The 24986-nt window shown below is 53.4% G+C and carries 17 protein-coding genes and 1 tRNA gene; 8 read left to right on the top strand and 10 right to left on the bottom strand.

The window, feature by feature from the left end; translation table 11 throughout:
* Positions 1–9 precede the first annotated feature (9 nt).
* The gene (locus tag G449_RS0114565) at positions 10–2085 is read right to left on the bottom strand and encodes a TonB-dependent receptor (protein WP_022660052.1); all 2076 of its coding nucleotides are present in this window, start codon (positions 2083–2085) and stop codon (positions 10–12) included.
* 872 nt (positions 2086–2957) lie between these two features.
* On the opposite strand from G449_RS0114565, the gene G449_RS17365 reads away from it, so the two are divergent.
* On the top strand, positions 2958–3386 hold the full coding sequence (locus G449_RS17365) for a DUF302 domain-containing protein (RefSeq protein WP_022660051.1): 429 nt from the start codon (positions 2958–2960) through the stop codon (positions 3384–3386).
* An 88-nt stretch (positions 3387–3474) separates the two neighbouring features.
* On the opposite strand, the gene G449_RS17360 is transcribed toward G449_RS17365, so the two are convergent.
* From G449_RS17360 to G449_RS0114545, 3 genes are all read right to left on the bottom strand, one after another.
* On the bottom strand, positions 3475–3954 hold the full coding sequence (locus G449_RS17360; RefSeq protein WP_022660050.1) for a cupin domain-containing protein: 480 nt from the start codon (positions 3952–3954) through the stop codon (positions 3475–3477).
* A gap of 83 nt (positions 3955–4037) precedes the next feature.
* Positions 4038–6917 (bottom strand): ATP-binding protein, encoded by a 2880-nt coding sequence (locus G449_RS17920; protein WP_081640590.1) that lies wholly within the window; start codon positions 6915–6917, stop codon positions 4038–4040.
* Positions 6918–7284: 367 nt separating this feature from the next.
* Positions 7285–7953, bottom strand: coding sequence for a Crp/Fnr family transcriptional regulator (locus tag G449_RS0114545; RefSeq protein ID WP_034605794.1), 669 nt, complete (start codon positions 7951–7953; stop codon positions 7285–7287).
* 297 nt (positions 7954–8250) lie between these two features.
* Between G449_RS0114545 and G449_RS0114540 the strand changes: the two genes are divergently transcribed.
* Positions 8251–9699 carry an aryl-sulfate sulfotransferase gene (locus G449_RS0114540; RefSeq protein ID WP_022660047.1) on the top strand — a complete coding sequence of 483 codons (1449 nt, stop codon included), beginning with the start codon at positions 8251–8253 and terminating at the stop codon, positions 9697–9699.
* Between the two features lie 335 nt (positions 9700–10034).
* Here the strand turns inward: G449_RS0114540 and G449_RS0114535 are convergent, their stop codons facing one another.
* Positions 10035–11567: an outer membrane homotrimeric porin gene (locus G449_RS0114535; RefSeq protein WP_022660046.1), complete on the bottom strand. Its 1533-nt coding sequence runs from the start codon at positions 11565–11567 to the stop codon at positions 10035–10037.
* Between the two features lie 330 nt (positions 11568–11897).
* Between G449_RS0114535 and G449_RS0114525 the strand changes: the two genes are divergently transcribed.
* From G449_RS0114525 to gcvH, 4 genes are all read left to right on the top strand, one after another.
* Positions 11898–13232 carry an MFS transporter gene (locus G449_RS0114525; protein ID WP_022660044.1) on the top strand — a complete coding sequence of 445 codons (1335 nt, stop codon included), beginning with the start codon at positions 11898–11900 and terminating at the stop codon, positions 13230–13232.
* Between the two features lie 62 nt (positions 13233–13294).
* Complete coding sequence (locus G449_RS0114520) at positions 13295–14116, top strand: glutaredoxin family protein (protein ID WP_022660043.1); 822 nt, start codon at positions 13295–13297, stop codon at positions 14114–14116.
* Between the two features lie 8 nt (positions 14117–14124).
* The gene (locus G449_RS0114515) at positions 14125–15498 is read left to right on the top strand and encodes a dihydrolipoyl dehydrogenase family protein (protein WP_022660042.1); all 1374 of its coding nucleotides are present in this window, start codon (positions 14125–14127) and stop codon (positions 15496–15498) included.
* A 25-nt stretch (positions 15499–15523) separates the two neighbouring features.
* On the top strand, positions 15524–15904 hold the full coding sequence (gene gcvH, locus G449_RS0114510) for a glycine cleavage system protein GcvH (RefSeq protein WP_022660041.1): 381 nt from the start codon (positions 15524–15526) through the stop codon (positions 15902–15904).
* Between the two features lie 203 nt (positions 15905–16107).
* Here gcvH and G449_RS17350 read toward each other — a convergent pair whose 3' ends face one another.
* The 4 genes from G449_RS17350 to G449_RS0114490 form a co-directional block, all read right to left on the bottom strand.
* Complete coding sequence (locus G449_RS17350) at positions 16108–17475, bottom strand: aryl-sulfate sulfotransferase (protein ID WP_022660040.1); 1368 nt, start codon at positions 17473–17475, stop codon at positions 16108–16110.
* Positions 17476–17529: 54 nt separating this feature from the next.
* The gene (locus G449_RS0114500) at positions 17530–19116 is read right to left on the bottom strand and encodes an outer membrane homotrimeric porin (protein WP_022660039.1); all 1587 of its coding nucleotides are present in this window, start codon (positions 19114–19116) and stop codon (positions 17530–17532) included.
* A 29-nt stretch (positions 19117–19145) separates the two neighbouring features.
* Positions 19146–20546, bottom strand: coding sequence for an SLC13 family permease (locus G449_RS0114495; RefSeq protein ID WP_022660038.1), 1401 nt, complete (start codon positions 20544–20546; stop codon positions 19146–19148).
* Between the two features lie 94 nt (positions 20547–20640).
* A complete protein-coding gene (locus G449_RS0114490) occupies positions 20641–22089 on the bottom strand; it encodes an aryl-sulfate sulfotransferase (RefSeq protein WP_022660037.1) in 1449 nt (482 codons plus the stop codon).
* Between the two features lie 217 nt (positions 22090–22306).
* On the opposite strand from G449_RS0114490, the gene G449_RS0114485 reads away from it, so the two are divergent.
* The gene (locus G449_RS0114485; protein ID WP_022660036.1) at positions 22307–22978 is read left to right on the top strand and encodes a cyclic nucleotide-binding domain-containing protein; all 672 of its coding nucleotides are present in this window, start codon (positions 22307–22309) and stop codon (positions 22976–22978) included.
* A gap of 458 nt (positions 22979–23436) precedes the next feature.
* Here the strand turns inward: G449_RS0114485 and G449_RS0114480 are convergent.
* A tRNA-Arg gene (locus tag G449_RS0114480) sits at positions 23437–23519 on the bottom strand.
* Positions 23520–23649: 130 nt separating this feature from the next.
* Between G449_RS0114480 and G449_RS0114475 the strand changes: the two genes are divergently transcribed.
* Positions 23650–24900 (top strand): tyrosine-type recombinase/integrase, encoded by a 1251-nt coding sequence (locus tag G449_RS0114475; RefSeq protein ID WP_022660035.1) that lies wholly within the window; start codon positions 23650–23652, stop codon positions 24898–24900.
* Positions 24901–24986 lie beyond the last annotated feature (86 nt).

The raw sequence follows: 24986 nt of genomic DNA, 5'->3' as shown, positions 1-24986 counted from the left end.
ATTGAGGTATTAGAAAGTCGCGGTAACACCCATGAAAAAGCTGCGGCCAGGCTCCGGATAATAGGCGCTGTACGCATATTCCTGATCAAACATGTTCTTCACGCCAGCTTCAACGGAAAAGTTCTTGTTGATATCGTAAACGGCCTTGAGGTCCACGGTGGTGAAGCCGGGGGCCTTGCGGTAATACGTATCATACGGTGCACTGTTCCAGTAAAAGCCGCTGCTCATGTTGACCTGCGGAATAATTGAGAACCCTTCCACAGGCGTGATGACGCTGTACAAGGTGCTTGTAAGCTCGGGCAGCTGGGTGAGCTTGTCGTCGTTGGTGCAGTTGTTCCAGTGCAGGTAGTTGAACACCGCCCCCACGCTCACATACTGGTTGAACACAGCCTCCGCGCCCAGTTCGTAACCGTAGAAGGTGGCCCGGTTCAGGTTGGAGAACGACATGTTGCCAGAAGTACCCTGCGAGGTGATCAGGTCTGTCACATCGCTGTAGTACACGCTGCTGTTGAGCTTGAGCCAGTCGCCAAAAATGCCCTTGTAACCCAGTTCATAATGATAGGCCTGCTCGGGGTTAAGATCGGGATTGGCAGGAGTGCCGCTCGTGCGCATGTAACGCTCGCGCATGGTGGCAAAGCGCGATTTTTTGGCAAAGGTGGCGAACACCTCATGGTGTTCCGTCAGGTCATAGAAGGCCCCGACCTGATAGTTGAACAGGGTTTTGGGGTCGCTCAGTCCGTCCTTGTAGGAGTACATGTCGCCCGTGGTATGGTCGCGGCTCTCAAGGGTTTGCGGAACCATGGTGCTGAGGCTGCTGCCGAAAACCAGAGTGAGCTTGTCCACTGGTTTGAGGGTGTATTCCGCGCCCAGATCCGTGTAGGTTTCCGTGATGTGCTCATCCAGCTGCGAACCCACATCAGCGGCCTTTTTCTTGAGCTTCGGTTTCAGGCCAGTGTCGTCAAACACGCTGTAGTCATTGTATTCTTTGTGCGAAAGAAGGCGATAACCAGCGGAAAGGGCGATCTTGTTGGCGGGGTTGAAAGTATAGTCAAACGTCAACTGGCCGCCGGTGGTGAACTGGTCATACGTCTTGTCCGCAGAATCCCGCCTGGTCATGGACACATCGGTGTAGCTTTTTGAAGTGTCCTGATGCCAGTCGTAATAGGCAACAGCCTTCAGGTGCGCCTTGCTGCTGAGATTGAAATTGCCATTGGCGTACAGGCGGCTGGTTTCGTATTCCGGCCATTCCCAAAAACGCTTGTAGGGATATGTGGTTGAGTCGCCCGTACGGGTCTGGGCGGCATCAAAGGGCTGGCCCTTCTGAAAGTGCTGCCGCGTATAGCCCACCATGACATCCACGTCATCATTGGGCGTCCAGCCACCAATGATATTGCCGGAGAGGGTCTGGTTGTCCGAGTTGCGCGCGCGGCTGCCCGGCTGATAGGGCGCGGAGTCAAAACTGGCCGGATAGGTGAAGAAATTCTGGTTATTGAATATGAACGTTCCCTTGAGGTAGTAGAGATCCTGCTTGGTTCCCACGCTTGCCGCAGCCATTTGACCCTGATTCTGCACGTTGCGGTCAAAAAAATTCATGTACTTGGCGGTGGCTTCAAACTCTTTTTTGGGTTTTGCCGTACGCAGGTTCACTGCACCCGCAAGGTTGTTGTTGCTGATCAGCAAGGGCGAGCTGTAGCCCTTGGAGACTTCGATGGATTCAAGGCCATAGGTCAGGATGTTGTTGGCATCCCATTCGTTGCGATAAGCGGTTGCAACGGGGATGTCGTCAATGTAGAGGCCCACCTGATAGCGGTTGGAGCCACGAATGCTGATGGTTCCCTCATTGCGGCCTGCGGAAGTTTGCAGGTTCACGCCTTCCACGCCGCGCAGGGCTTCCCATAGGTTTCTGGCGGTTTTCCGCTCTATGTCCACCTGGGTGATGTGGTCGATGGTATCCTTGGAAGCTGCCATTTCCAGGGGAGAAAGTTGAACTTCGCCATTACCTTCATTACCGGCGGATGCAGCACATGGGCTGCCGATGATCCCCAATAAAGCCATTACCGCCGCATGCCTGTGCCACTGTTTCATTGTGCCTCCAGATTTGAATCGTCTTCCCTGCCCTCTTTCTGCCAATTTTTTAAAACTGCTTCTGATAATTAATATTTTATTGTGTAAACAACCGATTGAAGAGGGGCAATGGTGGCACGATATATTGGGAACCGTGATTATTGGTGAAGCTTTGGGAAGCGATCTCCTTAAAATTCGGATGGCAAGAGGTAATCCACTGAACTTGCTGTTAAAAAACAGAAAGGCGCACGGATCCTCAGTCTTCCGCAACGGACGCTGGTTTCAATAAATTCGGGATGAGGAAAAAATGGAGAAATGTTCCGGCAACCGCGCAGAATGGGGATTGATGCTGCGGCTTTTCTGCACTGGGGGATAGTGCAATTGCACCCGGCGCATGTGGTGGAGAGGGGCGCGGATAATTTAATATTATAAATCAATAGGCTAATTAATATACATAGTTTCATTTATCTGATTACAACAAATCTTTGACGGCCTCTCTGCCAAGGGCTATGTTTTACCAATGAATAAAGACAACCTTCCCGTGATTCGGCCCTGTATAAAATGCGGCAACTACCCCAAGCTCCAAACATCCAGACCTGAAGGCAGAACCCACGACATCTTCCGCCTCTATTGCGACTGCGGAAACTGCCCCTTACAGTGGTCAGTCAGCGAATCTGCCGCCATCCGGCTCTGGAATTCCTACGTGGCATCCTGAGCATGCCTGCTTTGCCAGCCCGCCTTTTCTTATTACCGCGCCCTGCGGCATGCGGCGCTGATTCGCCCTACCCTGCGGCACATCACCCGCCAGCCCATTGGACATCTTGATCGGATGACCAATGCTGGGCCCCTGTGCGCAAAAAAAATAAACCTGTCACCCACAAGCAGGAGTAATTATGAACACCCCTGATAATGGTTTGCAGCGTGTACTGGCAGCCCCTCAAGATGACCTTGAAACTGTCTGGAAGCGGTTGCTGACCGCCATCGAGAGTGCAAAAATTCCTGTTTTCTCCATAGTAGATCACAAACAGAATGCCGCTGAGGCAGGCCTTGATATGACTGGCGCGCGCGTGATCACCTTTGGCAATCCGGCAGTGGGCACAGCCCTCATGCTTGAAGCCCCGGAGGCTGCCCTTGATCTGCCCCTGCGCATTCTGGCGGTGAAAACGCCGCAAGGGGTTTGCCTGCTCTGGAATGATCCCGCATGGATTGCGAGCCGCCACGGAATTGTTAAAAACGCAGACGTTGCGCAAAAAATGCAGAAATTGATGGAACGGCTTGCCAGTGAGGCGGCTCGACATCAGGCTGGGGCTGGCGGCCAGTAGAAAATTGCTTTGGCGGGCACGCCATAAAAAAGGCGGGCCGGGAAAATTCCCCGGCTCGCCCCCAACAGTTGTTCCCGACAGCGCGGTGCTATTTTGTGCTGCCGGACAATGCCTGCCCAGTCACCCCGCAGTAGACAAGAAAGAGCTCCACGCCCTCATCGCCCGTATACCCATAGTGCGGCTTATTGACCATTTCTGCCAGAAAGTCCCCTGTTTTCAACTGCCGCTCCAGACCGTCCACCTCGCTTTTTACTGTCAGCGCGCCCGCATGCACGTAGGCAATGTTCGGCATGGGATGGGTGTGGCTGCCCAACCGAGAATTGGGAGGAATCACAATTTTTACAATCTTGATGTCCGCATTCCCGGCCGGGTATGAGCCATAGGGCGTCCCATCCCATGAGTGTTCGGCTTCAAACAGCACCGTCTTGGTCACGCCGGTGGCAGGGGCCACAGCGGCAACAGCCTGGCCCGCCTCAAACAGCACCGCGTCTCTGCCGCCCGCCCAAAAACCGGCAGCAAAAATGGCAATGCCTGCGATTATTGCGAGGGCGTAACTTTTTTTGATCATGCACTTCTCCTGCACGGCACCGTTTCGTAAAAATTGGGGGAACATCTCCGCGAATTAAAATGTCCACGCGCCACTATGCCAGATCAGCCTGCGTTTTGCCCCCGCCGCAGCCAGCGCAAAATGGTTGCAAACATCTGATCCGGTTCCACCGGCTTGGCAATAAAATCGTTCATTCCCGCTGCAAAGCAGCGGTCGCGATCTTCATTAAATGCATTGGCCGTCATGGCAATGATTGGAAGGTGCTGAACGGACGGCATTTTTCTCAGCTCGCGGGTCGCCTCCAGACCGTCCATATTTGGCATCTGCATATCCATCAGCACCAGGGCATAGTGGCCGGGGCTGGTCTGGCGCACCTTGGCAAGGGCTTCCAGCCCGTCACGCGCAACCTCTACTTCAAGCAGGGCCTCTGCCAGTGTTTCTGTTGCAACAATCATGTTTATTTCATTATCTTCCACAAGCAAAACACGGCTGCCTGCAAAATTTACAGAAATTTCCTGACAGGCATTCTTGATCTGTTCCCTGGCCTTAACAAGCCTGGCGTCTTCAACCTTGTCAAAAACCGCCGTAAACCAGAAAGTGCTGCCCTGTCCCAATGTACTATGGGCTCCGGCCTGCCCGCCCATAAGTTCTGCCAGTTTTCTGGTAATGGCCAGGCCAAGGCCCGTGCCGCCAAACCGTTTGGACATGGAAGAATCAGCCTGCTCAAAGGGAGCAAACAGGTTTGGCAGTTGCACCTTGGCAAAGCCTATGCCGGTATCTGTCACCTCAAAGCGGAGTCTCACGTGCGATTCCATTTCCGCGTCCTTCAAGGTGCGTATAGTAACACTGCCCGAGTGCGTAAACTTGATGGCATTGCTCACAAGATTGAGCAGGGCCTGCGTGACGCGCAAGGCATCGCCATTGAGCGCGCAGGGCATGGGATCAGACTCCACATGCAGCTGTATGCCCTTGGCAGAAGCGCTTTCTGCCATGATTGACACCACATTGTTGGAGATAGCCCTTATATCCATCGGTTCGGCAACAATAACCAGCTTGCCGGCTTCAATCTTTGAAAAATCAAGGATATCATTGATAAGGCGGAGAAGATGCCTGCCTGATGCCTGAACGCGCTCCAGCTTTTCCGTTGTATCCTTATCCTGCGTTCTTTTCCGCAAAAGGTGGGCAAGCCCGATTATGGCGTTCAACGGTGTGCGGATTTCGTGGCTCATGCTCGCCAGAAAGATACTCTTGGCGGCATTGGCAGCTTCGGCCTGCTCGCGGGACAGCGCCATCTGCGCCATTGCCATGCGTTCATTTGTGATGTCGTCAATAACAGACACTATCCCCTTGGAGTGGTCAGCCGGATCAACCGCCGTGCCTGTCATGCGCGCCCAAAAAAGGGTTCCATCGCGACGCACCAGTTCTTCTTCCCTGCAATGGATTTCGCCGTTCCATATCCGCTCGTAAGGAATTTTGCCCGCATCAATGTATGCCCCATCGTCAACATACCATACCCTTACGGACTTGCCGATCATCTCGCCCTCAGGCCAGCCAAACATTTCGTGCAATCTGCGGTTGCCGCGAATAATTGCGCGGTCGGCGATCAGCGCAATGCCGGAGCTGGCGCAGTCGTATATGGTCTGCAACACAGCCGTGCGCGCGGCAAGTTCCGCAGACCGGCTGGCAACCTGCTCCTCCAGTTGATCGTTAAGCGCGGCAGTGGCCTGCTCCGCCCTTTTGCGTTTTTGATTCTGTATTGCCAGAGCAATGGACAATGCAAACAAAATGGCAATGACTGCCGCTGCGGCGATTACCGAATTGCGGTATTCGCTCCAAATGGTTCGCGGGCGGTTCAATACTACAGAATCTGGGGGCAGCTTGGTGGTGTCGGCACCCCAACGCAGCAACTGAACCCAGTCAAACATGGGCTGCGGCAGCACAGCGACATCTGTATTGTCGGCATCAATTTTACGGATTCCGGTCAGAAATTCAAAACCGACCTTGCCTACTTGCCGCCCAACCTCTGTGGTCATTACGACAGACCCCCCCGTTGCGCCCTGGAGGACATGCGCATCATAGAGTGCCAGCACTGGCGCGTTTGCCAGCCTGGCAACATCGGCGGCCACTTCTGCGGGAACAAAACTGCGCCCGGTGCTGTCTTTGTAATAGGTTCCAAGCAAGACAAGGGTATTGGGGGGCAATGACGAAATCCGCTCCAGCATTTCCGCGTAGGGCAATGCCGCAGTATCCTCCATCTCAATATTTTCCGGCAATGCGGCCAGGGCCGAAACCACCTGAGTATGGAATAAAGACCGTTTTCTATATGCTCCGGCAACTACAACCAGATTGCGCGTTTGCGGGAAAAGATCGAGCCCGTAGCGGAGCGTTCCGGCAATATCCCAGCGGCTGCCCACATACAAAACAGAGTGCGGGCGACCGCGCCACAATACCGCAGGATTGGATATCTGGGTTGCCAGAACTGGCACATCAAGCGGCACCATGCCGGCGCACTCATATGCAAAAAATTCCAGCGCAGCCTGATTTTGCACGACCACCAGCCCAATGTCTGCCCGGGCAATCTTTTCCTGCAATACGGATGCAAGCCTGGAGCGCCAATAAGTGCTGTCGTTGCGTACAAGATCAAGCATTTCAACGTAGATATCGTTGAAACTCAGGCCTTTTTTCCAGAGGACTTCAACTGTTCCGGCAGCCATGTTGTCTGTAACAGGCAGGCCGTATTGCGACCCGGAAAGAATGAGCACGGCCTTGTGCTCTGCTGTTTGCGGCTTGCCCGTTTGCATTCCCGGCTGCATGCCCTGCGCATTGGCCGTGGCGGCGCTTGCCGCGAGAGTGGAAAAACCGGCATCAGAAGTCATCAACAGGGCGCAACCTATGATAACCAGCCACATTGCAGCAATGCGCAGGATAGATGGACGATGTAAACTGCTTTTCGGCAGTTTCACAATGGGTAGCAGTGATTGCATCTATTCACCCCTGCATCGCAAGCTCATTTATAAAACGAGGAATCTGCGTAAGGGTGCCTGCCGTGCGCGCTGCGCACCTCGTGGCTTCTGATTAAATCTTGTATCTTACATTAAGTGCATCCAATGGTGAAGTCCAGCTACCGCAGGTTGTGCAATTCTTATGAAGAAACTGTTTATCCTGATATTATAGTATGTTAATATGTTTAATTTTTCAACAATTGTGCATGCCACAGATATTGCAGGCATTCAAACACCTGCAAGACACCTGCACACGCTGCTATTATTATTATTTGGTATTGTGCTACACAAAAAATAGTAGCAGTCAAACGATACTAAAATACACGCAAAAGGCAGCTGGGCATTCCATCTACATATGCGCTTCTTTGTAAAATTCGTCCGGCTTGAGAATGAATATTTCATCGCTGTTCTTGTCAAAAGAAAACAGACCCCGCTCCTGCGCCTGCCGCATAACCTTATACAGGGTGATGCGGTGCATGCCGAGCAGGTCAGCCATATCGCGGTAAGAAATATCGCGTTTGGCCCGTAGAGGTTCTGAGCCCGGCACAATCCGTGAAGCCAAAAACTTGCATATGCGTGTCAGTTGCGATTCCATACACAATGAAACAGCATTTTTTGATAACAATGTAACTTTTACACTGTAACTTTTGCAAAGATTAAAAAGAAGTTCAGGGTGTTGCATACCCAGACGATGCACGTCTTCTCTGGTAAATGTGCAGATATAGCAGTCTTCTGAACAGTCATGAAAAAATCGCACCTCGCCCTGCCCGGAGGGTATATTTTTATCCCCGTCCATAAACATTGGTGTTTCATTAAAACATGAGCCGTCACCAAGATACCAGAGCGATTTTTCACTTCCATCAGGGGCCAGGGCCATAAGGCGAACCCTGCCGCTCACCAGAAAGTACATTTCTGGCAGATTGTCATAAAATTTATGCCCCTTACGAAACAGACGCGGCTTTGTCAGCGCCACGCTTCGCCAACACTCATTTTGTCTGAACAATTCAGTAAATGACACGTCAGCCCCCTGGGAAAGTGATGAACTCAAGGCGTTAAGCGGAATCCCGGCCTCTATCATGCCAGCGTTCCACATGCTGTTTTGGAACCTACCGTACCCTTTTTGTGAATTATGTTGCAAGGACAACGTTTTGACCATTTATCTTGTGGCAGCATTTCTGCGTACACGATCAAAGGCCTCAGGCCATTGATCTACCATCGTGAGACTTTCACTTCGGCATTGCGTGTTGTTGCACTGCTTGCCGGAAAGCCTTCAACGGTTCAATGTAAGCACATTCAGCCCACCGAGGAGGTTGTCATGGGACACCCGACTATCTATCCCACAGGCGTAACGGTTTATAACCCCGAAAAAGCCTGGAGTGGATTCACCATCATTCAGGCGCCGGACAACGGCGCTCTGCTTCTTGGCATGAACGGACATGAAATCCGCATGTGGAAGGACGTTCACGGCTTTCCCAACAAGATGTTCCCCGGCGGCATGCTTATGGGCAGCACCGGCACACGCCACCCCAAGCACGGGCTTCAGGATCAGCTTGACCTTGTACAGATCGACTGGAACGGAAAAATCGTGTGGAAATTCGACCGCGCCGAATTTGTAGAAGATCCCGGCCAGAAGGCTCAGTGGATGGCGCGTCAGCACCACGATTTCCAGCGCGAAGGCAGCTCCACAGGCTACTACGCTCCCGGCCAGGAACCCAAGATCGACTCCGGCAACACTCTGGTGCTTTGCCACAAAAACACTGTGCAGCCCTACATCAGCGACAAACCGCTGGTTGACGATGTTATCTACGAAGTCACCTGGGACGGCGACATCGTGTGGGAATGGAACTGCTCTGACCATGCGGAAGAAATGGGCTTCACCGAGGCTGCGCTCAACGCCATGTGCCGCGACCCCAACTACCGGGGCGGTACGCTCATGGAAGACGCCCCCGGCGTGGGCGACTGGATGCACGTCAACTCCATGTCCACCCTCGGCCCCAACAAATGGTTTGAGGCTGGCGATTCCCGCTTCCACCCCGACAACATCATAATTGATGGACGGGAAACCAATATTATTCTCATCCTGGACAAAAAAACCGGCAAGGTTGTCTGGCAGCTCGGCCCGGACTATGACCGCAGCCCCGAAGACAAGGCCATCGGCTGGATCATTGGTCAGCACCATGCGCACATGATCCCCCGTGGCCTGCCCGGTGAAGGCAATATTCTGGTATACGACAACGGCGGCTGGGGCGGCTACGGCAACCCCAATCCCGGCGCGCCCAAGGGCGTCAAGGCGGCCCAGCGCGACTACTCCCGCGTGCTGGAAATAGATCCCGTGGCCCGCAAGATTGTGTGGCAGTATACGCCGCATGAAGCAGGCTTCCTCGTGCCGCTGGATGCCAGCCGTTTTTACAGCCCCTTCATCAGCTCTGCCCAGCGCCTGCCCAACGGCAACACGCTTATTTGCGAAGGTTCCGACGGCCGCGTTTTTGAAGTGACGGCAGAACACGAAATCGTGTGGGAATACATCTGCCCCTACAAGGGCCACATCAGCCTGCCCATGAACTGGGTGTACCGCGCCTACCGCCTGCCCTACTCCTGGGTGCCGCAGGCGGATGTGCCGGAAGAAAAGGCCATTGAACCTCTGGAAGTCAAGACCTTTCGCGTACCCGGCGCGGCCCCGTTTGGCCCCATGTCTGAAGTCAAGGTTGAAGGCACCATCGGTTACTACAGCGGCGCAGGGCACTGCGTAGCCGCAACGGAATAGAAACCTGTTCGCCATACCTTCCTTGCAGGGGTTCCGTCTTCGGACGGGGCCCCTGTTTTTTGTGGGCCGCCCTCCCCCGCATAAAGTTTTTTGCTCTTGCGGTGCAGAAAAAAGGAATCTGACAGTCGGCGGACGCCGCCCCAGATGGATCATTGATACTGGCAATTCTGCTCCACCATCTCACTTCAGGCAGGAAGCGGCCCGCAGGGTCACTGGGCAAGGCTAAAATTTAGGGAAGCCCCCCCCCGCAAAACGTCTAAACCAGACAAAATTTCGCCATAAAAAAAGGCGGGAGAGCAAGCTCCCCCGCCACATCAGCCCAAGGGCTACAAAAATCAGAACTGGTAACGGAAGGACAGCGAAACGCGCCAGTTATCCCGATACTGCGAATCTTCCACTCCCCGCCAGGTGCTGCCGTCAAGATGCAGGTTCACGTAGGCGGCTTCCACATTCATCAGCAGGTTGTCGTAAATCTTGTAGGTATTGGACACGCTGCCTTCCCAGGCATGGTCGGTGGTGGTCAGGTAGGCCATGGGGCCGTCGGCCCTGCTGGGATAGCTCGTCATATTGGCCTTGCGGGGCATTTCCGCACTGTTGGTGCCATGAAAATACGCGAGTTTGAAAGTGTGGGTCAGGTCGTCAATAAAGCTGACATCCTTGACGGTGCCCACAACGCCAGCCAGACCGCCGGGGTTGTGCCCGAGAACCTTCCATGTATTGAGATCAAAGAAGCCGCCGCCAAAACCCAGAGGCGTGACCGGCCAAGGGGAGTTGAACACAGGCAGACGTTCCGAACCGTTATAGGGGTTGCTGTCGTCGCCGCTGCCGTACCAGGCGGTTACGCCGGGGGTACCCCAGGTACACTTGTAGTCCACACGCAGGGCGGCGTACCAACCCTGACGCACAAGGTCAAAGGTCTTGGCCTGACGGGTGGAACTGAACTGGGTGTAATCTTTCAGCTCGCCCATATCCACGCGGCCATAGGTGAACTCCGCCGCGATATCAAAAGGCTCGAAAGCCGTGATGTCAGAGGTCAGGCCGCCCCAGAAGCCATTGCCCCATGTGTTGTTTGCGTTGCGATACTTTTTTTCAAACGTGCTGACATAGTTGCCGCCGCTGCCAAGCACAGGCATAAGCCCGCCGCGCGGGGCGTAAATGGCAGGTTCGCGCTGCTCGGTATTGTTGTTGATGCCGCGCAGGCTGTTCTCGCCAATGAGGCCGTACATGCCCCAGGGGGTTATTTTCATGCCGTTGCCGGTGATCGGCAAGGTCAGCGCCAACAGATCAAGGTTATCAAGGTAGTTTTTCTGCGTCTGTCCGTTTTGCGTAATTTCCGAATTGTCGTTGTACGGCCGCGCCCAGAAGCCCGTCAGCCCCATCTTGTAATCGCCGCTGCTCACCAGAGGGGAACTGACGGTTACCCCGGTGGAATACTGACCATATACCGCGCTCCAGCCAGTCACATAACCGGGCAGAAGCTGCGGCTGCATACCCATGCGCACCTTTATATCGGTCTTGGGCACGAGCCAGTCAATGTACGCATGCCGGACGCCAAGATTTTTTGAACTGTCCGCTCCAAGAGATGCGCCATCGCCGGATTTTCCCCAGTTCATGGTGCCCGTGCCTACAGTGAACATCAGGCTGCCGGACACGTTTTCGCTGGCAATGGCGTCTATCTGGGTGCGCAGGCGCTCGATCGCGCCGAAGGTGTCGCTCCCTTTAATCCCGCGCGGCATGACATTGGATGCTTCAAAGCTTACATCAAATGCCCCCTTGACCTTGAAATCAACCGCCTCGGCCGCTTCCGGCGCAAACAGCAAGCCCCCGGCAAGCAACACTCCCAGTACGTTGTTGCGAACAGCTTTCATCATTCCTCCTGTGCAAGTTGGTGCAACCATACAGAAACCTCTTCCAGTAATGCTCTGTAATGGCGCTTTCCGAGAGCCTGCACCGTTGCCGCAACAACGTTTTTTGAAAAAAGTTTATTTTTTCACAATCAATGGGCATCATCTCTCAAAAATAGCTCAACATACTATTTTAAAAGAATATTTTTATAAATGTGAAAAAAATATTCAGAAAAGGTTGCCGCAACAACGTCACCAGCACCACTGCTAGCCTAGGTTTTTGAACCAACGTGGCAGTGGATGATTTTTTTCACAAAAAATGCAAAATGGCAGACAATGAAAAGGAGAGGCGCAATGCAGGATTCGCCGCGCATCAGCAATAACTACTTTGACGGCCTTGCTGTTACAGGACGCCACAAGGCAGTGTTCTTTATCATCATGGTCGCATACTTCTGCGAACAGATGGATAACTGGAACTTCGGCTTTATTGCCCCGGCGCTGATGCACAACTGGGGGCTGACCATGAAGGATCTTGGAACTGTGACCTTCTGGTATTTTGCCTCCATGACCCTCGGCGGATTTGTCGGTGGATTTATCTCGGACATCATCGGGCGGCGCAAAACGTTTCTCATTGCCATCACGCTGTTTTCCACAGCCTCCATCATCAACGGACTCACGGACAGCTTCCACGTATTTGTGGCATCGCGCGCCCTGACGGGTTTTGGCGTGTTCTGCCTCATGGTATGTTCGCAAGCGTATATTGCAGAAATGGCCCCAGCCGAGAGTCGCGGTAAATGGCAAAACATGATCGCGGGCGTTGGTTTTTGCGCCGTGCCGGTCATCGGTATGCTCTGCCGCCTGATTATTCCCCTGCACGAAGAAGCCTGGCGCTACATCTTCTATATGGGCGGCGTTGGCTACATCGCTCTCATCATCGCCTGGCGCTACCTTGATGAATCCCCCCGCTGGCTCGTGGCCCGTGGCCGCATTGCAGAAGCGGAAGCCGTCATGAAAGACCTCACAGGCAGGGATATCGACCTTGCCGATGCGGCCAGCAAATGTCTGACCAGCAAGCCCCCGCTCAAGGAAGTGTTGCTTGGCATGTGCAGTTCCAAGTATCTTAGGCGCACTCTGGTTATTTTTCTGCTGGTGGTTTGCACCAACCCCGCCACCTTTGTGGTCACCAACTGGACTGCCACCCTGCTCAAGGCCCACGGCTTCCCGCTTGAAGACACCCTTATGGCCACCACGCTCATTTCCATTGGCGTACCGCTCGGGCTGTTTGCCTCCAGTGCTTTTACCGACAAGGGTGGACGCAAGATTCCCATTGTCATCATGCTGCTTGTGATGGCCGTGCTTGCCCCCATCTTCGGCAATTTAAGCCAATACTGGGCAGTGGTGCTTACTGGCGCAGTGCTTACGGCCTTTGTGATGGGCATGGGTTTCACCGTATTTTCCTACACGGCGGAATCCTACCCCACCCACCTGCGCAACACCGCCACGGGCTTCCACTCCTCGATTGGTCGTCTGGCCGTTGCTTTCTCACAACCTCTCATTCCTGTTGTCTATGCAGCATACAGCTTTGACGGAGTGTTTTATATTTTCAGCATGCTGTGCATCATCCCCGCCATTGTCGTTGGCGTATGGGGTGCGCGCACGGGTGGCAAGTCGCTCGAAGACATTGCCTAAGCTCCGGCTAAAACAGGAATTTACGCATCTGCATCCACGGTTTTTCGTAACAGGAGGCTCACATGGGCATAACCCTTTATACAGCGCCGGACTGCATCCGCTGCAAGATCGTCAAAGCCTTTCTTGCCGAACGCGGGCTGACATACGACACCATAGATTTCAAGGCTGACGCGCAGGAATTCAACACGTTCTACCGCACAAACCGCAAGGCCATTTACCGCAATCCTGAAGGAGTGGAATTTCCCCTGTTCTCCGATGGCGAGGTCATCAAGCAGGGTTCCGGCGAAATCATCGCCTACCTGCTTTCGGGCCACGCGCTGGAGGCCTGCGTAACCCGCAGCGACATGCTCCACGGCAAAATTGCGGGTCTTTACCCTTCGCAATGCCCTGCCGGGCAGGAAGATAATTTCGCGGTTCTTGTTGACCGACTGGCTGCTGGCGGCTTGCAGGTCTGGTTGCAGACCGATGGCCGCAAGCCGGAACTGCTGGAAAAACTGCTGAAGACCAAGGATGTGCACGTAGTCTGCAATCTTGTGGGCTGCCCTGAGGCAAGCACAAAAATTTTTGGCGGCGCTCCCAGCAAGGAAGAACTGGCAAAAACCATCGCCCTTGTGCAGGCCACGCCCGATGGCTCGGTGCGTTTTCTGGCCATGCCGCTTCCCGCTGGCGATGGCTGGGACTGGCCCAAGAGGGAAGATGCCGCAGCGGCGGCAAAACTTGTGGCCGAAGCTTGCGGCCAGCCCACCATGCCCTACAGCATCACCGCCGTCACGGCGGATATGGTGTGGGACATGCGCGGGCTGGAACCCCTGCCGGAGCAGAACCTGCTCATGTACCGCTCCGCCTCGCGCCAGCATCTGTTCAAGGCAGACATCGTTAAATAGGGGGCGTCATGCAATCTTTTGATATTGTCATTCTGGGCGGCGGCCCCGGCGGAACCACGGCAGCGCGTCTTCTTGCCCAGGCGGGCAAAAGCGTTGCCCTTGTGGAAAAAACGCACCTTGGGGGCACCTGCCTGAACTGCGGCTGCATCCCCACCAAGATGCTGCTCGGCGCTGTGGCCCCGCTGGCGCTCCTGCATGCCCAGCAACGAACCCGCGTAGCCAAGGGCGAAATTGCCGTGGACTTTGCAGCGCTCCAAACACGCGTGAGCCGCTTCACCTCAGGGACGAGCAAAACGCTTGGCAAAAGCCTTGCCAGCATGGGCGTGACGATCTTTACCGGGCGTGGCGAAGGTATTGCACCGGGCACTGTGCGCGTTCATGCCGAAGATGGCGCTACAGATCTGACTGCGCAGCACATCATTCTGGCCTGCGGGTCATCTTCCGCAGCGTTTCCCGGTCTGACGCCCGATCACGACTGCGTACTGGACAGCACTGATCTGCTACGCATTGAATCTGTTCCTGAAAGCCTTGTCATCATTGGCGCCGGGGCCATCGGCCTTGAACTGGGTGACTTTTTCTCAGCCATGGGCAGCAAGGTGACCATAGTGGAGGCTGCGCCCCACATCGCACCTCTGGAAGATACCGATATCGCAGCAGAATTGCGCCGGACACTGCAAAAAAACGGCATAACCTGTCACGAAGGCGCACGGGCCAAAGACTTGCGCACTGTTGACGGGCAGGCGCAGCTCACCCTGGAAGACGGCACGGTCATCAGCGCAGCCAAAGCCTTGGTGGCCGTTGGCCGCACACCCAACACCGCCGGGCTGAATGCCCAGCAATGGGGCTGCAATCTCAACAAGCGCGGCTATGTTGAGACAAACGCCTTTCTTGAAGCCGCCCCCAACGTCTATGCCGTGGGTGACGTCAACGGCCTTGTGCTGCTGGCCCACGCTGCGGAACATCAGGCTGTGTATGTGGCGGAACGCATCCTTGGCGAAAACGCCGGAGAATACCAATCCGGCCCGGTGCCCTCATGCGTTTACGGAGCCATGGAAGTCATGCGCGTTGGCCAGACGGCGGAGGCCCTCCTGCGCGAAGGCAAAATAGTGGAAGTCTCCCAGGCGGCCCTGTCCCTGAATCCCATTGCGCAGGCAAGCGGCGGCACAGCCGGATTTGTCAAAACAGTCTGGAGCGATGGCAAAATTGCAGGCATTGCCGCAGTTGGCGCGGGTGTTTCGCACCTTGTTATGGTGGCCCTGCTGCTGATCAAGGAAGGCTATACGGCGCAAAACCTGCACAAAGTCATGTTTGCCCATCCCACGCTGGATGAAATTGTGTCCATGTCCATTATGGCGCCCAGAGTGCGCGTGGAATCCAACTGACCCGGCGACCGCCAAGGAGAACACCGTGAACTTTCCTCACGACAGAAAATACCATGCAGAACATCTGTGGGCGCAAAGCCAGCCTGACGGCACCTGCCTTATCGGCATTACCGACTTTGCCCAGGATCAACTGGGCGGGGTGATCTTTGTTGACCTGCCCGCTGTGGGTGCAAGCTTCCGGCAGGGGGAATCCTGCGCTTCCATTGAATCCGTCAAGGTAACCAGCGAGGCCATCATGCCCGTCTCCGGTCAGGTCACGGCCATTAATGAAGCCCTCGCAGATGCCCCGGAACTGCTCAACGATGATCCCTACAATCAGGGATGGCTGATAAAGGTGCAACCCACGGCCCCTGATGAAGGCGGATGCATTACAGCCGAGGAATACGCTCAGGCTGTGGCAAGCTGACCTGCCCCATTGTTAAACTCCCCCAGCAATAGCCCCGAAGAATTGCCCTTCGGGGCTATTCTTTTATCACGCGGTAGCAAAGTCCTTCTTCATGTGCATTCACCACGCTGCCCAAACTGACCGAACAACAATTTGGGGCGCACAAATGCACAGCCCCCGAGTCTATAAAAGACTCGGGGGCTGTGAACTTTCATGGAGCGATTTTATTTTACTGCGGTGGGCTTCCAAACTTCAAAGAATTTCGGATAGCCGGGCAACAACTGGGCTTTAACGCTCAGATCCTTTCCCTTAAGGCCGGGATAATCCGGGGCGTATCTGTAAGCCCTGTGGATCATATTGGTAAATGTCTGATGGGCATTGGGCACGGCATCCTCTCGGTCGGAGAAAACAGGCTTGGCCTGCCCTGCCATGATGGGATTCACAAATTCCCATACAACCTCGCCTGCGGGGGTTACTTCAAAAAGATGCCCCTGATGCGTGGATGTCACAAGTACGTTGCCATTGGGCAGTCTTTCCGCAGCGCCCTGCCGGTAGCTGAAAAAGCTGTTGGAACCATTGGCGGCATACTGCCATACGATCTTGCCGCTGGCCGGGTCGACCTCGATCACGCGGGAGCGGTTGCCCTCGGGCCGTTCCGAGCCGTTGTCGAATATCTGCACATTCCCGTTGGGTAGCATGGTGGCGTTGTGTTCGCCAAAAACCTGCTGGGTGCCGTCGTAGTACCATTCGGGGCGCGTCCCCTTGCCGTAGGCGGCGGGGTTGCCCCAGCGCTTGACGATTTTGCCCGACTTTTTGTCAACAATATAGAATTCACTGAAGTTACGGGAATTCAGCAGAATCTGGTCGGTCTTGGGCAGGTACTGCACCGTATTGAAGTGCGACCAGTCAAAACTGTCGTATCCCGGCCCCACAGGTGTGGGCAGAGCAAAGTTGATGTCCAGCTGATCCGGGCCGGTGCCGATGTGATCCCAGGCATGCCATTCCCAGACAGTCTTGCCGTTTTTGTCCACCTCGCGCACAAAATCTACCCAGAAGTCGCGCACGGCCTGCCCCTTGATCTTGACTTCTTCAGGCCACGTGCCGGGCTTGCGGCCCTTGGCCTGGAATTCGGCGGGCGTTTTACGCTCCCAACCCAGAATCATGGTGTTGCCGTTAGGCATGCGGTCAAAGCAGTGGTGCTGGATCTCGTTTTCCGTAAGCATGGTGTACGACCACACCACGTTGCCGTTCCAGTCCAGTTCTTCAATAATGCCGCCTGCGCCGCCAATCTTGACCGGCTGATCCTTGGGGGCGGCTGCGCGCAGCAGATTGCCATTGGGCAACAGCGTGGCATAGAGGCCGGGAGGGTATTTGCTCTTCCACGTGTGCACAACGTCGCCGTTCATATCAATAAGATAGGTGGTTGTGCATTTAACCGTGGGGGCAAAGAGCGTGTAGCCTTTGAAGGTTTTTTCGGGCACGAGCTTGATGACGCCGGTGGGGCCGTCATGCACCTCATATGCAGGAGCCTGCGTGGACAGCCCAAGGGCAAGCAGACCTGCCAGCAGGGAAATTGAAGCACGAAATCTCATGATCATATTCCTCCGAGTTCGTGAACATTGCATGTACGGAAATATCGCTCGGGTCTAAAACGAATAGACGACATTGAACGATGCCTTCCATGCATCCTTGACATTGAGGCTTGTGCCAGAGATGTTCTGGTAGTGGCCCCATACGTCATTGTCCAGCCAAAGGTGGATATAGCCCAGTTCCAGGATGAACGTCAGATTTTCCGCGGCCTTGTACTTGCTGTCGAGGTTGACTTCCATACCCGTATCGGCTGTGGTGAGATACGTGCCGAACGAGTTGAAGTCAGTGTTATTGCGGTAGATTTGCCTTCCTGAAGCATCAGTGGCATGCCGCCCGGTGATGTATGAGGCCATTTTTGTATCGTTGGTGCCGCCAAAATAGTTGACGCGCAGGGTATGGCTTAAGTCATCAAGAAAGCTCACGTCCTTGATGCGCGCGCCTACGCCCCATGTCCCGCTGGGGTTGACGCCCAACACGCCCTTGCCGCCGCCCATGATGGGATTGCCCCGGTAACCAAAGGTGGAGAGCGAGTTGGTCAGGTTATTGGTGGTGGCAAGGTAAGGGAGACGTTCCGAACCGTTATTGGGATTGTCGTCATCGCCGCTGAAGTACCAGCCGTACAGGCCGGGAAGCCCCCAGTCCAAAGCGTATTCTGCCAGCAGCATGCCAAACCAGCCCCGGCGATTCAGGTCTTCCTTGCCGTGGTCAACGCTGCCGTAAATGAAATCCCATGAAATCCTGAGAGGTTCAAAGCTGGCCCACTGCCCGGTCAGCCCCCCCCAGTACATGGAGCTGTAATCATCGTTCCACAGTCTGGAGGTGCCCCTGCCGGAGCTGAAGGCCGCCGGATACAAACCATCACGCAGTTCCAGACCGTCAATGGCCTGCCCGGTTATGGGATTGGTCAAAGCAACCTTTTTGCTGCCGCCGGGCATGTTGGTAACTGCGGCTGGCATGAGACTGTTTGGTCCCATGGCGCCGCCCATGCCCCAGGGCGTAATTTTGAGTCCGTCCACCGTCACGGGCACGGTCAGGGCGAACAGATCAAAATTATCCATGTAACTGGCAGGCTGTGAGGTAGTACCGCTCCAGTTGTCATTGAGCAGGCGCATCCACACACCGGTAATGCTGACGGCATCGTTCATTTTCCACGATGCCGCTATTCCGGCCACATCGTCCTGAAAAATGGGACTGTCCAGGGCAAATCCTGGGAGTTTTATGCCCTGAAGGCCCATGCGCAGTTTCAGCGGAGTATTGGGCACGACCCAGTCGAGATATGCGTTTTTGACTTTGACAACGTTGCTGCCGTCGGCCCCCAACGCGCCGCCCTGAGCAGCCATGCCCCACCGCTGTTCGCCAATTTCAAAAAAAACGGTGCCGGCAAGATTCTCTGAAGCTTTTGCATTCAGCTGCAGGTGCAACCTCTGGATAGCTTCAAACTCGTCCCTTTGCTGATGGATGGCAGCCCACTGTTGACCCACGGTATTTCTTCCGTTGCGGTCCTTTCCCATGAAATTACCGCCGTTGATGTAGTCAAAGGCAAACTGCCAGCTTCCCTTGACGTCAAAATCAACTGCCCTGCACTGGGGTGCGCTTCCGAGCAGCAATCCTGCTGCCAAAAGTAATATGCCCAGCTTTTTCATCCTCCCGCCTCCTTTTGTCAGTGTGCGAGTTATCCAAGCATGCGCCAGTAGGGCATGGCCACAAAGGCCACAAACCCGCCCGTAAGCAGCATGCGCAAAGCCATGACCATAACCATCTCTTTGAAATTGATGTAGCCGCTGCTGAAAAAATAGAGATACAAGGCGTATTCATAGGGGAATATCAGGTTGTCCAGGCCGTACTGGAACGAAAAATACAGAATACGCGGATCCAGGCCCATCTGCATGCCGAGTTCGGTAATTGGTGCAGAAAGGGTCGAGGTGGCCGCAAGCGGCGTGAGCAGAAAGTTCAGCACAACACCAACGGCATATGAGCACACAGAGGCCAGGCAGGCCCCTGTTTCGCTGAACAGAGGCAACACAAGGCCAGCCAGCCAGTGTGTGACCTTGAGGAATCCGCCAGCGCTGCCGATTGCCATGCAGCCCATGATGAAGAACAGCGGCGCAAAGTTGATGGAAGCCATGCGCTTGCCGTCCATAAGCCCGATACCGGGCATAAAGGCCAGCGCCGTAATGATGACGAGCACCGATCCCGCGCTCAGATGGTGCAGTTTGTCGGTGGCAAGCAGCACCAGGGTGAGACAAAGCAGGATAAGCGCTCGCCTTTGTTCATCCGTAACATCGCCCAGCTCTGCGTGTTTTTGCTCCACTACGGCGCACAGAACACTCCTGTTAACCGAGCTGCGCAGCACAAGCAGCACAATTGCCAGCGACATGGCCGTGTACAGCATGGCGGGGAGGAAGTTGAACTTGGCATATTCAATCCAGCTGGTTTGAATGCCCATGACCTTGTCCACTATGCCCATGCCCATAACCAGATCGCCCGCCCCCGTAAGATAGGCCAGCTTGGTTGCCCCCACGGCAATGCAGGTGCCAAGCACAACGGCTGTGGCCTCGCGGCTTTTGGGCTTGAAATCAAGGGCATCGCACAGGCTCACCGCCACGGCGCAAAAAATTGCCGCCTTGCCCATGATTGAAGGCACAAGGGGAGAAACAATGGCCGCGCCAATAGTTATGCCTGCAAGCGCCCCGGCAAAACTGCCGCCGGTAAGTTTGACGCACGTCAAGGCAATGCGTTTGCCAAGGCCTGTCACCTGAATGATCTTGCCCAGAGTGAAACCACCAATAACGATGATCGGCACTTCGGAAAGCCACGGAGCAAAAACCACCTTCTGGGGTGTGCTGCAAAGCAGCACATAAAGAATGGGCAGCAGGATACCCACGGCAATGTCATTCAGCGTGTCCAGAGCCCATGCGATTACGGCCCATAGCGTGACCGCCAGAAATGCGATCATGGGGGGAGTAAGACTTTCGCTGCGGGGAAGGACGAAATACAAGGCCAGGGGGAGCGCCAGATTGATGCCCCATTTGGCAAGCAGCCCGGGCGTCAGGTCTGAAGTCTTGATAATCATGAGGATCTCCTGTGAAAGCGGGGATCACGGGTTCGCCCCGCTACTAGGCAGAGGCGAACCCAAAAGCACTTCAACGCAAATTTTCTCTAAGGCACTAGCCTTTGGGATCTTCCACAGAAGCCACGCAAAGCGCGTTACTGCCTTCGTAGGGCTGGCAGCCCTCAACGGTCACTTCTTTGGCGCGATCTCCTGCTGCGGCTGCCCCAGGCACACGAAAGGTAGAAACATTCAGCGGTTCAATAGGCGTTTCTACTGGCTTTGCCACCTGCGGCACCCATTCGTAAGGCACACGGTATGCGCGGTAGGTCATGTTCATGGGCACATGCTTGCCCCAGTAAGGTGAAATAAATTCCCACACGATTTCGTGGTTGGGGGTAACCTCGAATACGCGCCCGTCAGAACCCTCGGTGATGAGGGTATTGCCGTTGGGCAGGCGCTGCATGCCGCTGATAAAGGGGCTGTAGAAGCGGTTGCTGTCCATGGGTTCAAGGAATCCGGCTTCCTTGGGTGTGTACTGCCAGACAATCTTGAGAGAAACCGGGTCTATCTCAAGAACGCGGGAATGGTCGCGCAGGGCTGCTTTCACACCCGTGGGCGAGCCGGGATTGGGCACGTCGTAGCCGCCCCAGCCGCCGTTATCGAAAACAAGGATGTTGCCTGCGCCCGGCAAGCCGTGCGGCACCATGTGCGCATGGTGCTGACCGATGATCCAGCCTATGGCTTTGAGTTCGGGGGAGGTGTCGTAGTCCGGCCCGATCTTCCAGGTGATCTTTCCGGTCTTTTTGCTGATGATGAATATGATGTTTGCCTCGCGTCCATCAACAATAATGTTGTCAGGATGAAAGCGTTCATCGCCAGCATCGTACCATTTGTTGGGGCCAAGCACAGACATGGAGTTGATGTGCATCCAGTCGCCCATGCCTTCGGGCTGGGTCGGACGGTAGTTGGGGTTACGGCAAAGCGTGTTTTTGGGGCCTTCGCGGAAACCCATTTCGTCGAAATGCTCGTTGCACGACCATTCCCAGAGGATGTTCCCTTCCCAGTCCACCTCAAGGATGAGGTCATCAAGCAGCTGCTTGTCGCTGATTGCGCTATTTCGCACGTTGCGGTGCGCCAGGATAAGGGTCTTGCCTTCAAGCGCCTTGGGTTCCATGCCGGGGGCATAGTAGCCCACGGGGTTGCCTTCACGCTGGAAGTCGTGGTGATAACGTGCAAGCCAGCGGCCCGGATAGCCAGGATCTTCAACAAATTCATTTTGATCGAATTTCCATACTATGTTGCCGTCCCAGTCAACCTGGACAACATCAAGGCCGTCCTGCACACTGAATTTACCACTGCGGCGTCCTCTGCTTGTCACAAGGTACCCGCCGGGGAAAATTTTATTGGGCATACCGTGAACGCCCTTCCAGACATTTATTTCATGTCCGTTCATATCCATAAGCACAGCGCCAACTTCCTGAGCCTGAAAGATGGTGTACCCGCCCCAGCATTTTTCAGGTTTGAATATGGTAACGCCTGTGGGGTAAATTGTTGGATGGCCCATATTAAATTCCTCCAGATCAATTGATGTTTGCGGAATGCGCCAATATCCAGCAGAAGGCGAGGAACAGCGCACAAGGTATTTGATCCACTCTACGGGGCAGGATAGTACGGATTCAGGGAAGGCACGTGTTTCATTTGCAACATTTTTCACAATTAATTGCATTTTGGTGCAAAACCCTGTTATCAGAATGCCAGAGCAACTGTTCTAAGGAGGCAAAATGGAAAATCGCGGCATCAATTGTGGACGCAGCCTGGCCTTCAAGGAAATGCGTGAAATGAATTCCAGCTGGCGTTCAGTATTGCATCTGGGGCGAAAGCTGGTTTGGCCCAAGGGGCATCGCGTACCCTTTGGGCAAGAATTGTACTTTTTGGATCGAGGTAGGGTCCGGCTGACGAATCAGAACATGGAAGGGGTCGAAAAAATCCTCTGGTACATTCACGAGGGATGCGTTTTTGGTGAAACGCCGTTTTTTGATCCCATGCCTGCCGAGAGTTATTTTTCGTGTGCAACCGGTTGCGTGAGCTATGCCTTTACGGCTGAAAATGTAGAAGAAATCTGCAAGGACTATCCCCATCTGCTCATCAATCTGCTGTGTTCCATGTCCCGCAAATTGCGGGTACTTTCAAATCAGGCTTCCTCACTGTACCTTGATAACGTGTTGGCCCGTACCTGCAAATTTTTGGCGCAACACATAATCCCAGGCAGCGACCCCCTTACAGCCGATATGGGAGTTTCCAAGCAGGAGATGGCCAGCCTTTTGGGCGTACACAGAATCTCCTTGTACAAGATATTGCGGCAGCAGGAAGAAAGCGGACTGTTCGGGCCATTCTCTGGCAAAACCGTAACAATTCTGCGCCCTGAAGAATTTTTTATGCTGGCAGGGAGTTGATGAGCTTCGACATAAAGACAGAAAAGCCATTTTGCGGTGAGGGTGCGGCCAGTTGCTGCACAGCGGGAGACATACGCACGCAACATGTGCAGGTTTATGCCCAAAAAATGAGACGCACTGGTTATTTCGGCATGACGCAGCGCCCGGTACAGCTCACCTTTGGAGAAAGAGTGCCGGCATCAGTTTGGTTGCCATTGAGATGAGTAGGAATTGATCGCAATGTTGCGGCAAGCGGTTTCCACGCAAGTTCCTCTTGCGTGAGTTCGCCACTCTCCCCAGCCTCGCCGCAACTGAATATCACGAGAGATTTGTGTGCCTTCTGCACTGATGAAATGGCTGATGGACGAGCTGTCAGCTGAACGGCTTTAGCCTTTAGCACTGAGCCGCTATGGTCACCCAACAGCCACCAAAAACAGAAAAAGCCCTTACGGTGATTAACCGTAAGGGCTTGATTTTTATGGTGCGCCCGAAGAGATTCGAACTCCTGACCTACAGGTTCGTAGCCTGTCAAATATAACAACTAAGCATCCTACCTAGACGCCAAAATATAGCCAATAACCGCCTAAATGCTTGATTTTTAGAAATTCAACATATATCAATTTATATCAGATTAATTCAACTTGTATCAAAATCTGTGGCTAAATAGTGGCTAAAAATAAGGGGCGTAAAAAATGGCTATCGTGTGGAAGACATTTCAAAAAGGAATCAGGTACTATGAACATGAATCTCGAATGGTAAAAAAGGGAAGCCGTCAGCGCGATAGGTACTGGCAACTGAAATATAGGATGGGTGAAAAGGTTATTTCAGAAAGTTTAGGATGGGAATCTGAAGATTGGTCAGAGTTGTTTGTCATCGACTTATCAACAAGATTGGCAAGAAACCGCAAAGAAGGCAAAAAACCAGGAACTTTTAAAGAACTCAAAGAAGAAAATCAGCTTAAAAATCAAGCAATAATTGAAGCAAAGACAGAGGCTGAAGAACAAATTAAAATGGAAGCCTTACGCAATAAAACTTTTGGCAACATATGGAACGATTACATAAAATCAAGGCAATATGAAGTTAGAAATTTAAGGACAGTAAAAGAAGAAACTGGGAGGTGGGAAGTTTCAATTAAACCAATGTTTGAAAATATCATTCTTTCCAAACTCACACCAGACCGCATAACAGATTTTATAGTTGAATGTAAAAATCCAACACAGCTAAGAAATATAAGAGGAAAACTAGAAATTCCAAAACAAAAATCACTAAGCACAATCAATAAACATTTAGATGTAATCTCCCAGCTTTGGAATTTCGGCAAAAATCTTGGTTACTGTTCGGGCGAAAATCCAACCAGGGAAAAGACCATTAAAAAGATTGCTCCCGCCTCAAAAGTGGCCCGCCAGCGTTTTTTGTCAGAGACAGAGGCCGAAAGACTTCTTTCAGAGCTTAAATCAAGAAGCCTTATTACCTGGGTAAAGGCCACCCTCTTGCTCTACTCTGGAATCAGGCCTGGAGAAATGCACAATCTAAGATGGGCAGACGTTGAGAACGATAATATTTATATCCATAAAGAAACAAAAACGATTAAAGGCGGGCCAAGGAATATAAAAATGAGCAATAAGATTAAGCTTGCACTTGATGAAATCAGACCAAAAAGAGAAGAACTTTCTTTATATGAACTAATATTCAAAGAAACAACGGAAATTTCAGACACATTTAAAAGAGTTGTTGATGATTTAAAATTAAATAACGGCATAACAAGAGATACGGATAAAGTAGTTCCCTATACCCTGCGTCATACTTTCGCTAGCTGGCTTGCGCAGCGAGGAACGCCCATGCACACCATTGCTAGTTTGATGGGCCATACGACACAGACCGTAACAGAAAGATACGCCCACCTTGCGCCGAGCCATTTGTCACAAGCTATTGATACGCTTTAAAAAATAACAACAGTAGAATTTTCAAAACTATTGACAAATTAAAACAGAATGCATATATTATAAAATTTTTATAAAACATATTGACG

The organism is Desulfovibrio desulfuricans DSM 642 (assembly GCF_000420465.1).
Classification (GTDB): domain Bacteria; phylum Desulfobacterota; class Desulfovibrionia; order Desulfovibrionales; family Desulfovibrionaceae; genus Desulfovibrio; species Desulfovibrio desulfuricans.
This window is presented reverse-complemented; position numbering and strand designations above follow the sequence as displayed.

Coding starts and splice junctions, on each gene's coding strand:
- G449_RS0114565 (WP_022660052.1), bottom strand. CDS start 2,085: ATGAAACAGTGGCACAGGCATGCGGCGGTAATGGCTTTATTGGGGATC.
- G449_RS17365 (WP_022660051.1), top strand. CDS start 2,958: ATGAACACCCCTGATAATGGTTTGCAGCGTGTACTGGCAGCCCCTCAA.
- G449_RS17360 (WP_022660050.1), bottom strand. CDS start 3,954: ATGATCAAAAAAAGTTACGCCCTCGCAATAATCGCAGGCATTGCCATT.
- G449_RS17920 (WP_081640590.1), bottom strand. CDS start 6,917: ATGCAATCACTGCTACCCATTGTGAAACTGCCGAAAAGCAGTTTACAT.
- G449_RS0114540 (WP_022660047.1), top strand. CDS start 8,251: ATGGGACACCCGACTATCTATCCCACAGGCGTAACGGTTTATAACCCC.
- G449_RS0114535 (WP_022660046.1), bottom strand. CDS start 11,567: ATGAAAGCTGTTCGCAACAACGTACTGGGAGTGTTGCTTGCCGGGGGC.
- G449_RS0114525 (WP_022660044.1), top strand. CDS start 11,898: ATGCAGGATTCGCCGCGCATCAGCAATAACTACTTTGACGGCCTTGCT.
- G449_RS0114520 (WP_022660043.1), top strand. CDS start 13,295: ATGGGCATAACCCTTTATACAGCGCCGGACTGCATCCGCTGCAAGATC.
- G449_RS0114515 (WP_022660042.1), top strand. CDS start 14,125: ATGCAATCTTTTGATATTGTCATTCTGGGCGGCGGCCCCGGCGGAACC.
- G449_RS17350 (WP_022660040.1), bottom strand. CDS start 17,475: ATGAGATTTCGTGCTTCAATTTCCCTGCTGGCAGGTCTGCTTGCCCTT.
- G449_RS0114500 (WP_022660039.1), bottom strand. CDS start 19,116: ATGAAAAAGCTGGGCATATTACTTTTGGCAGCAGGATTGCTGCTCGGA.
- G449_RS0114495 (WP_022660038.1), bottom strand. CDS start 20,546: ATGATTATCAAGACTTCAGACCTGACGCCCGGGCTGCTTGCCAAATGG.
- G449_RS0114490 (WP_022660037.1), bottom strand. CDS start 22,089: ATGGGCCATCCAACAATTTACCCCACAGGCGTTACCATATTCAAACCT.
- G449_RS0114485 (WP_022660036.1), top strand. CDS start 22,307: ATGGAAAATCGCGGCATCAATTGTGGACGCAGCCTGGCCTTCAAGGAA.
- G449_RS0114475 (WP_022660035.1), top strand. CDS start 23,650: ATGGCTATCGTGTGGAAGACATTTCAAAAAGGAATCAGGTACTATGAA.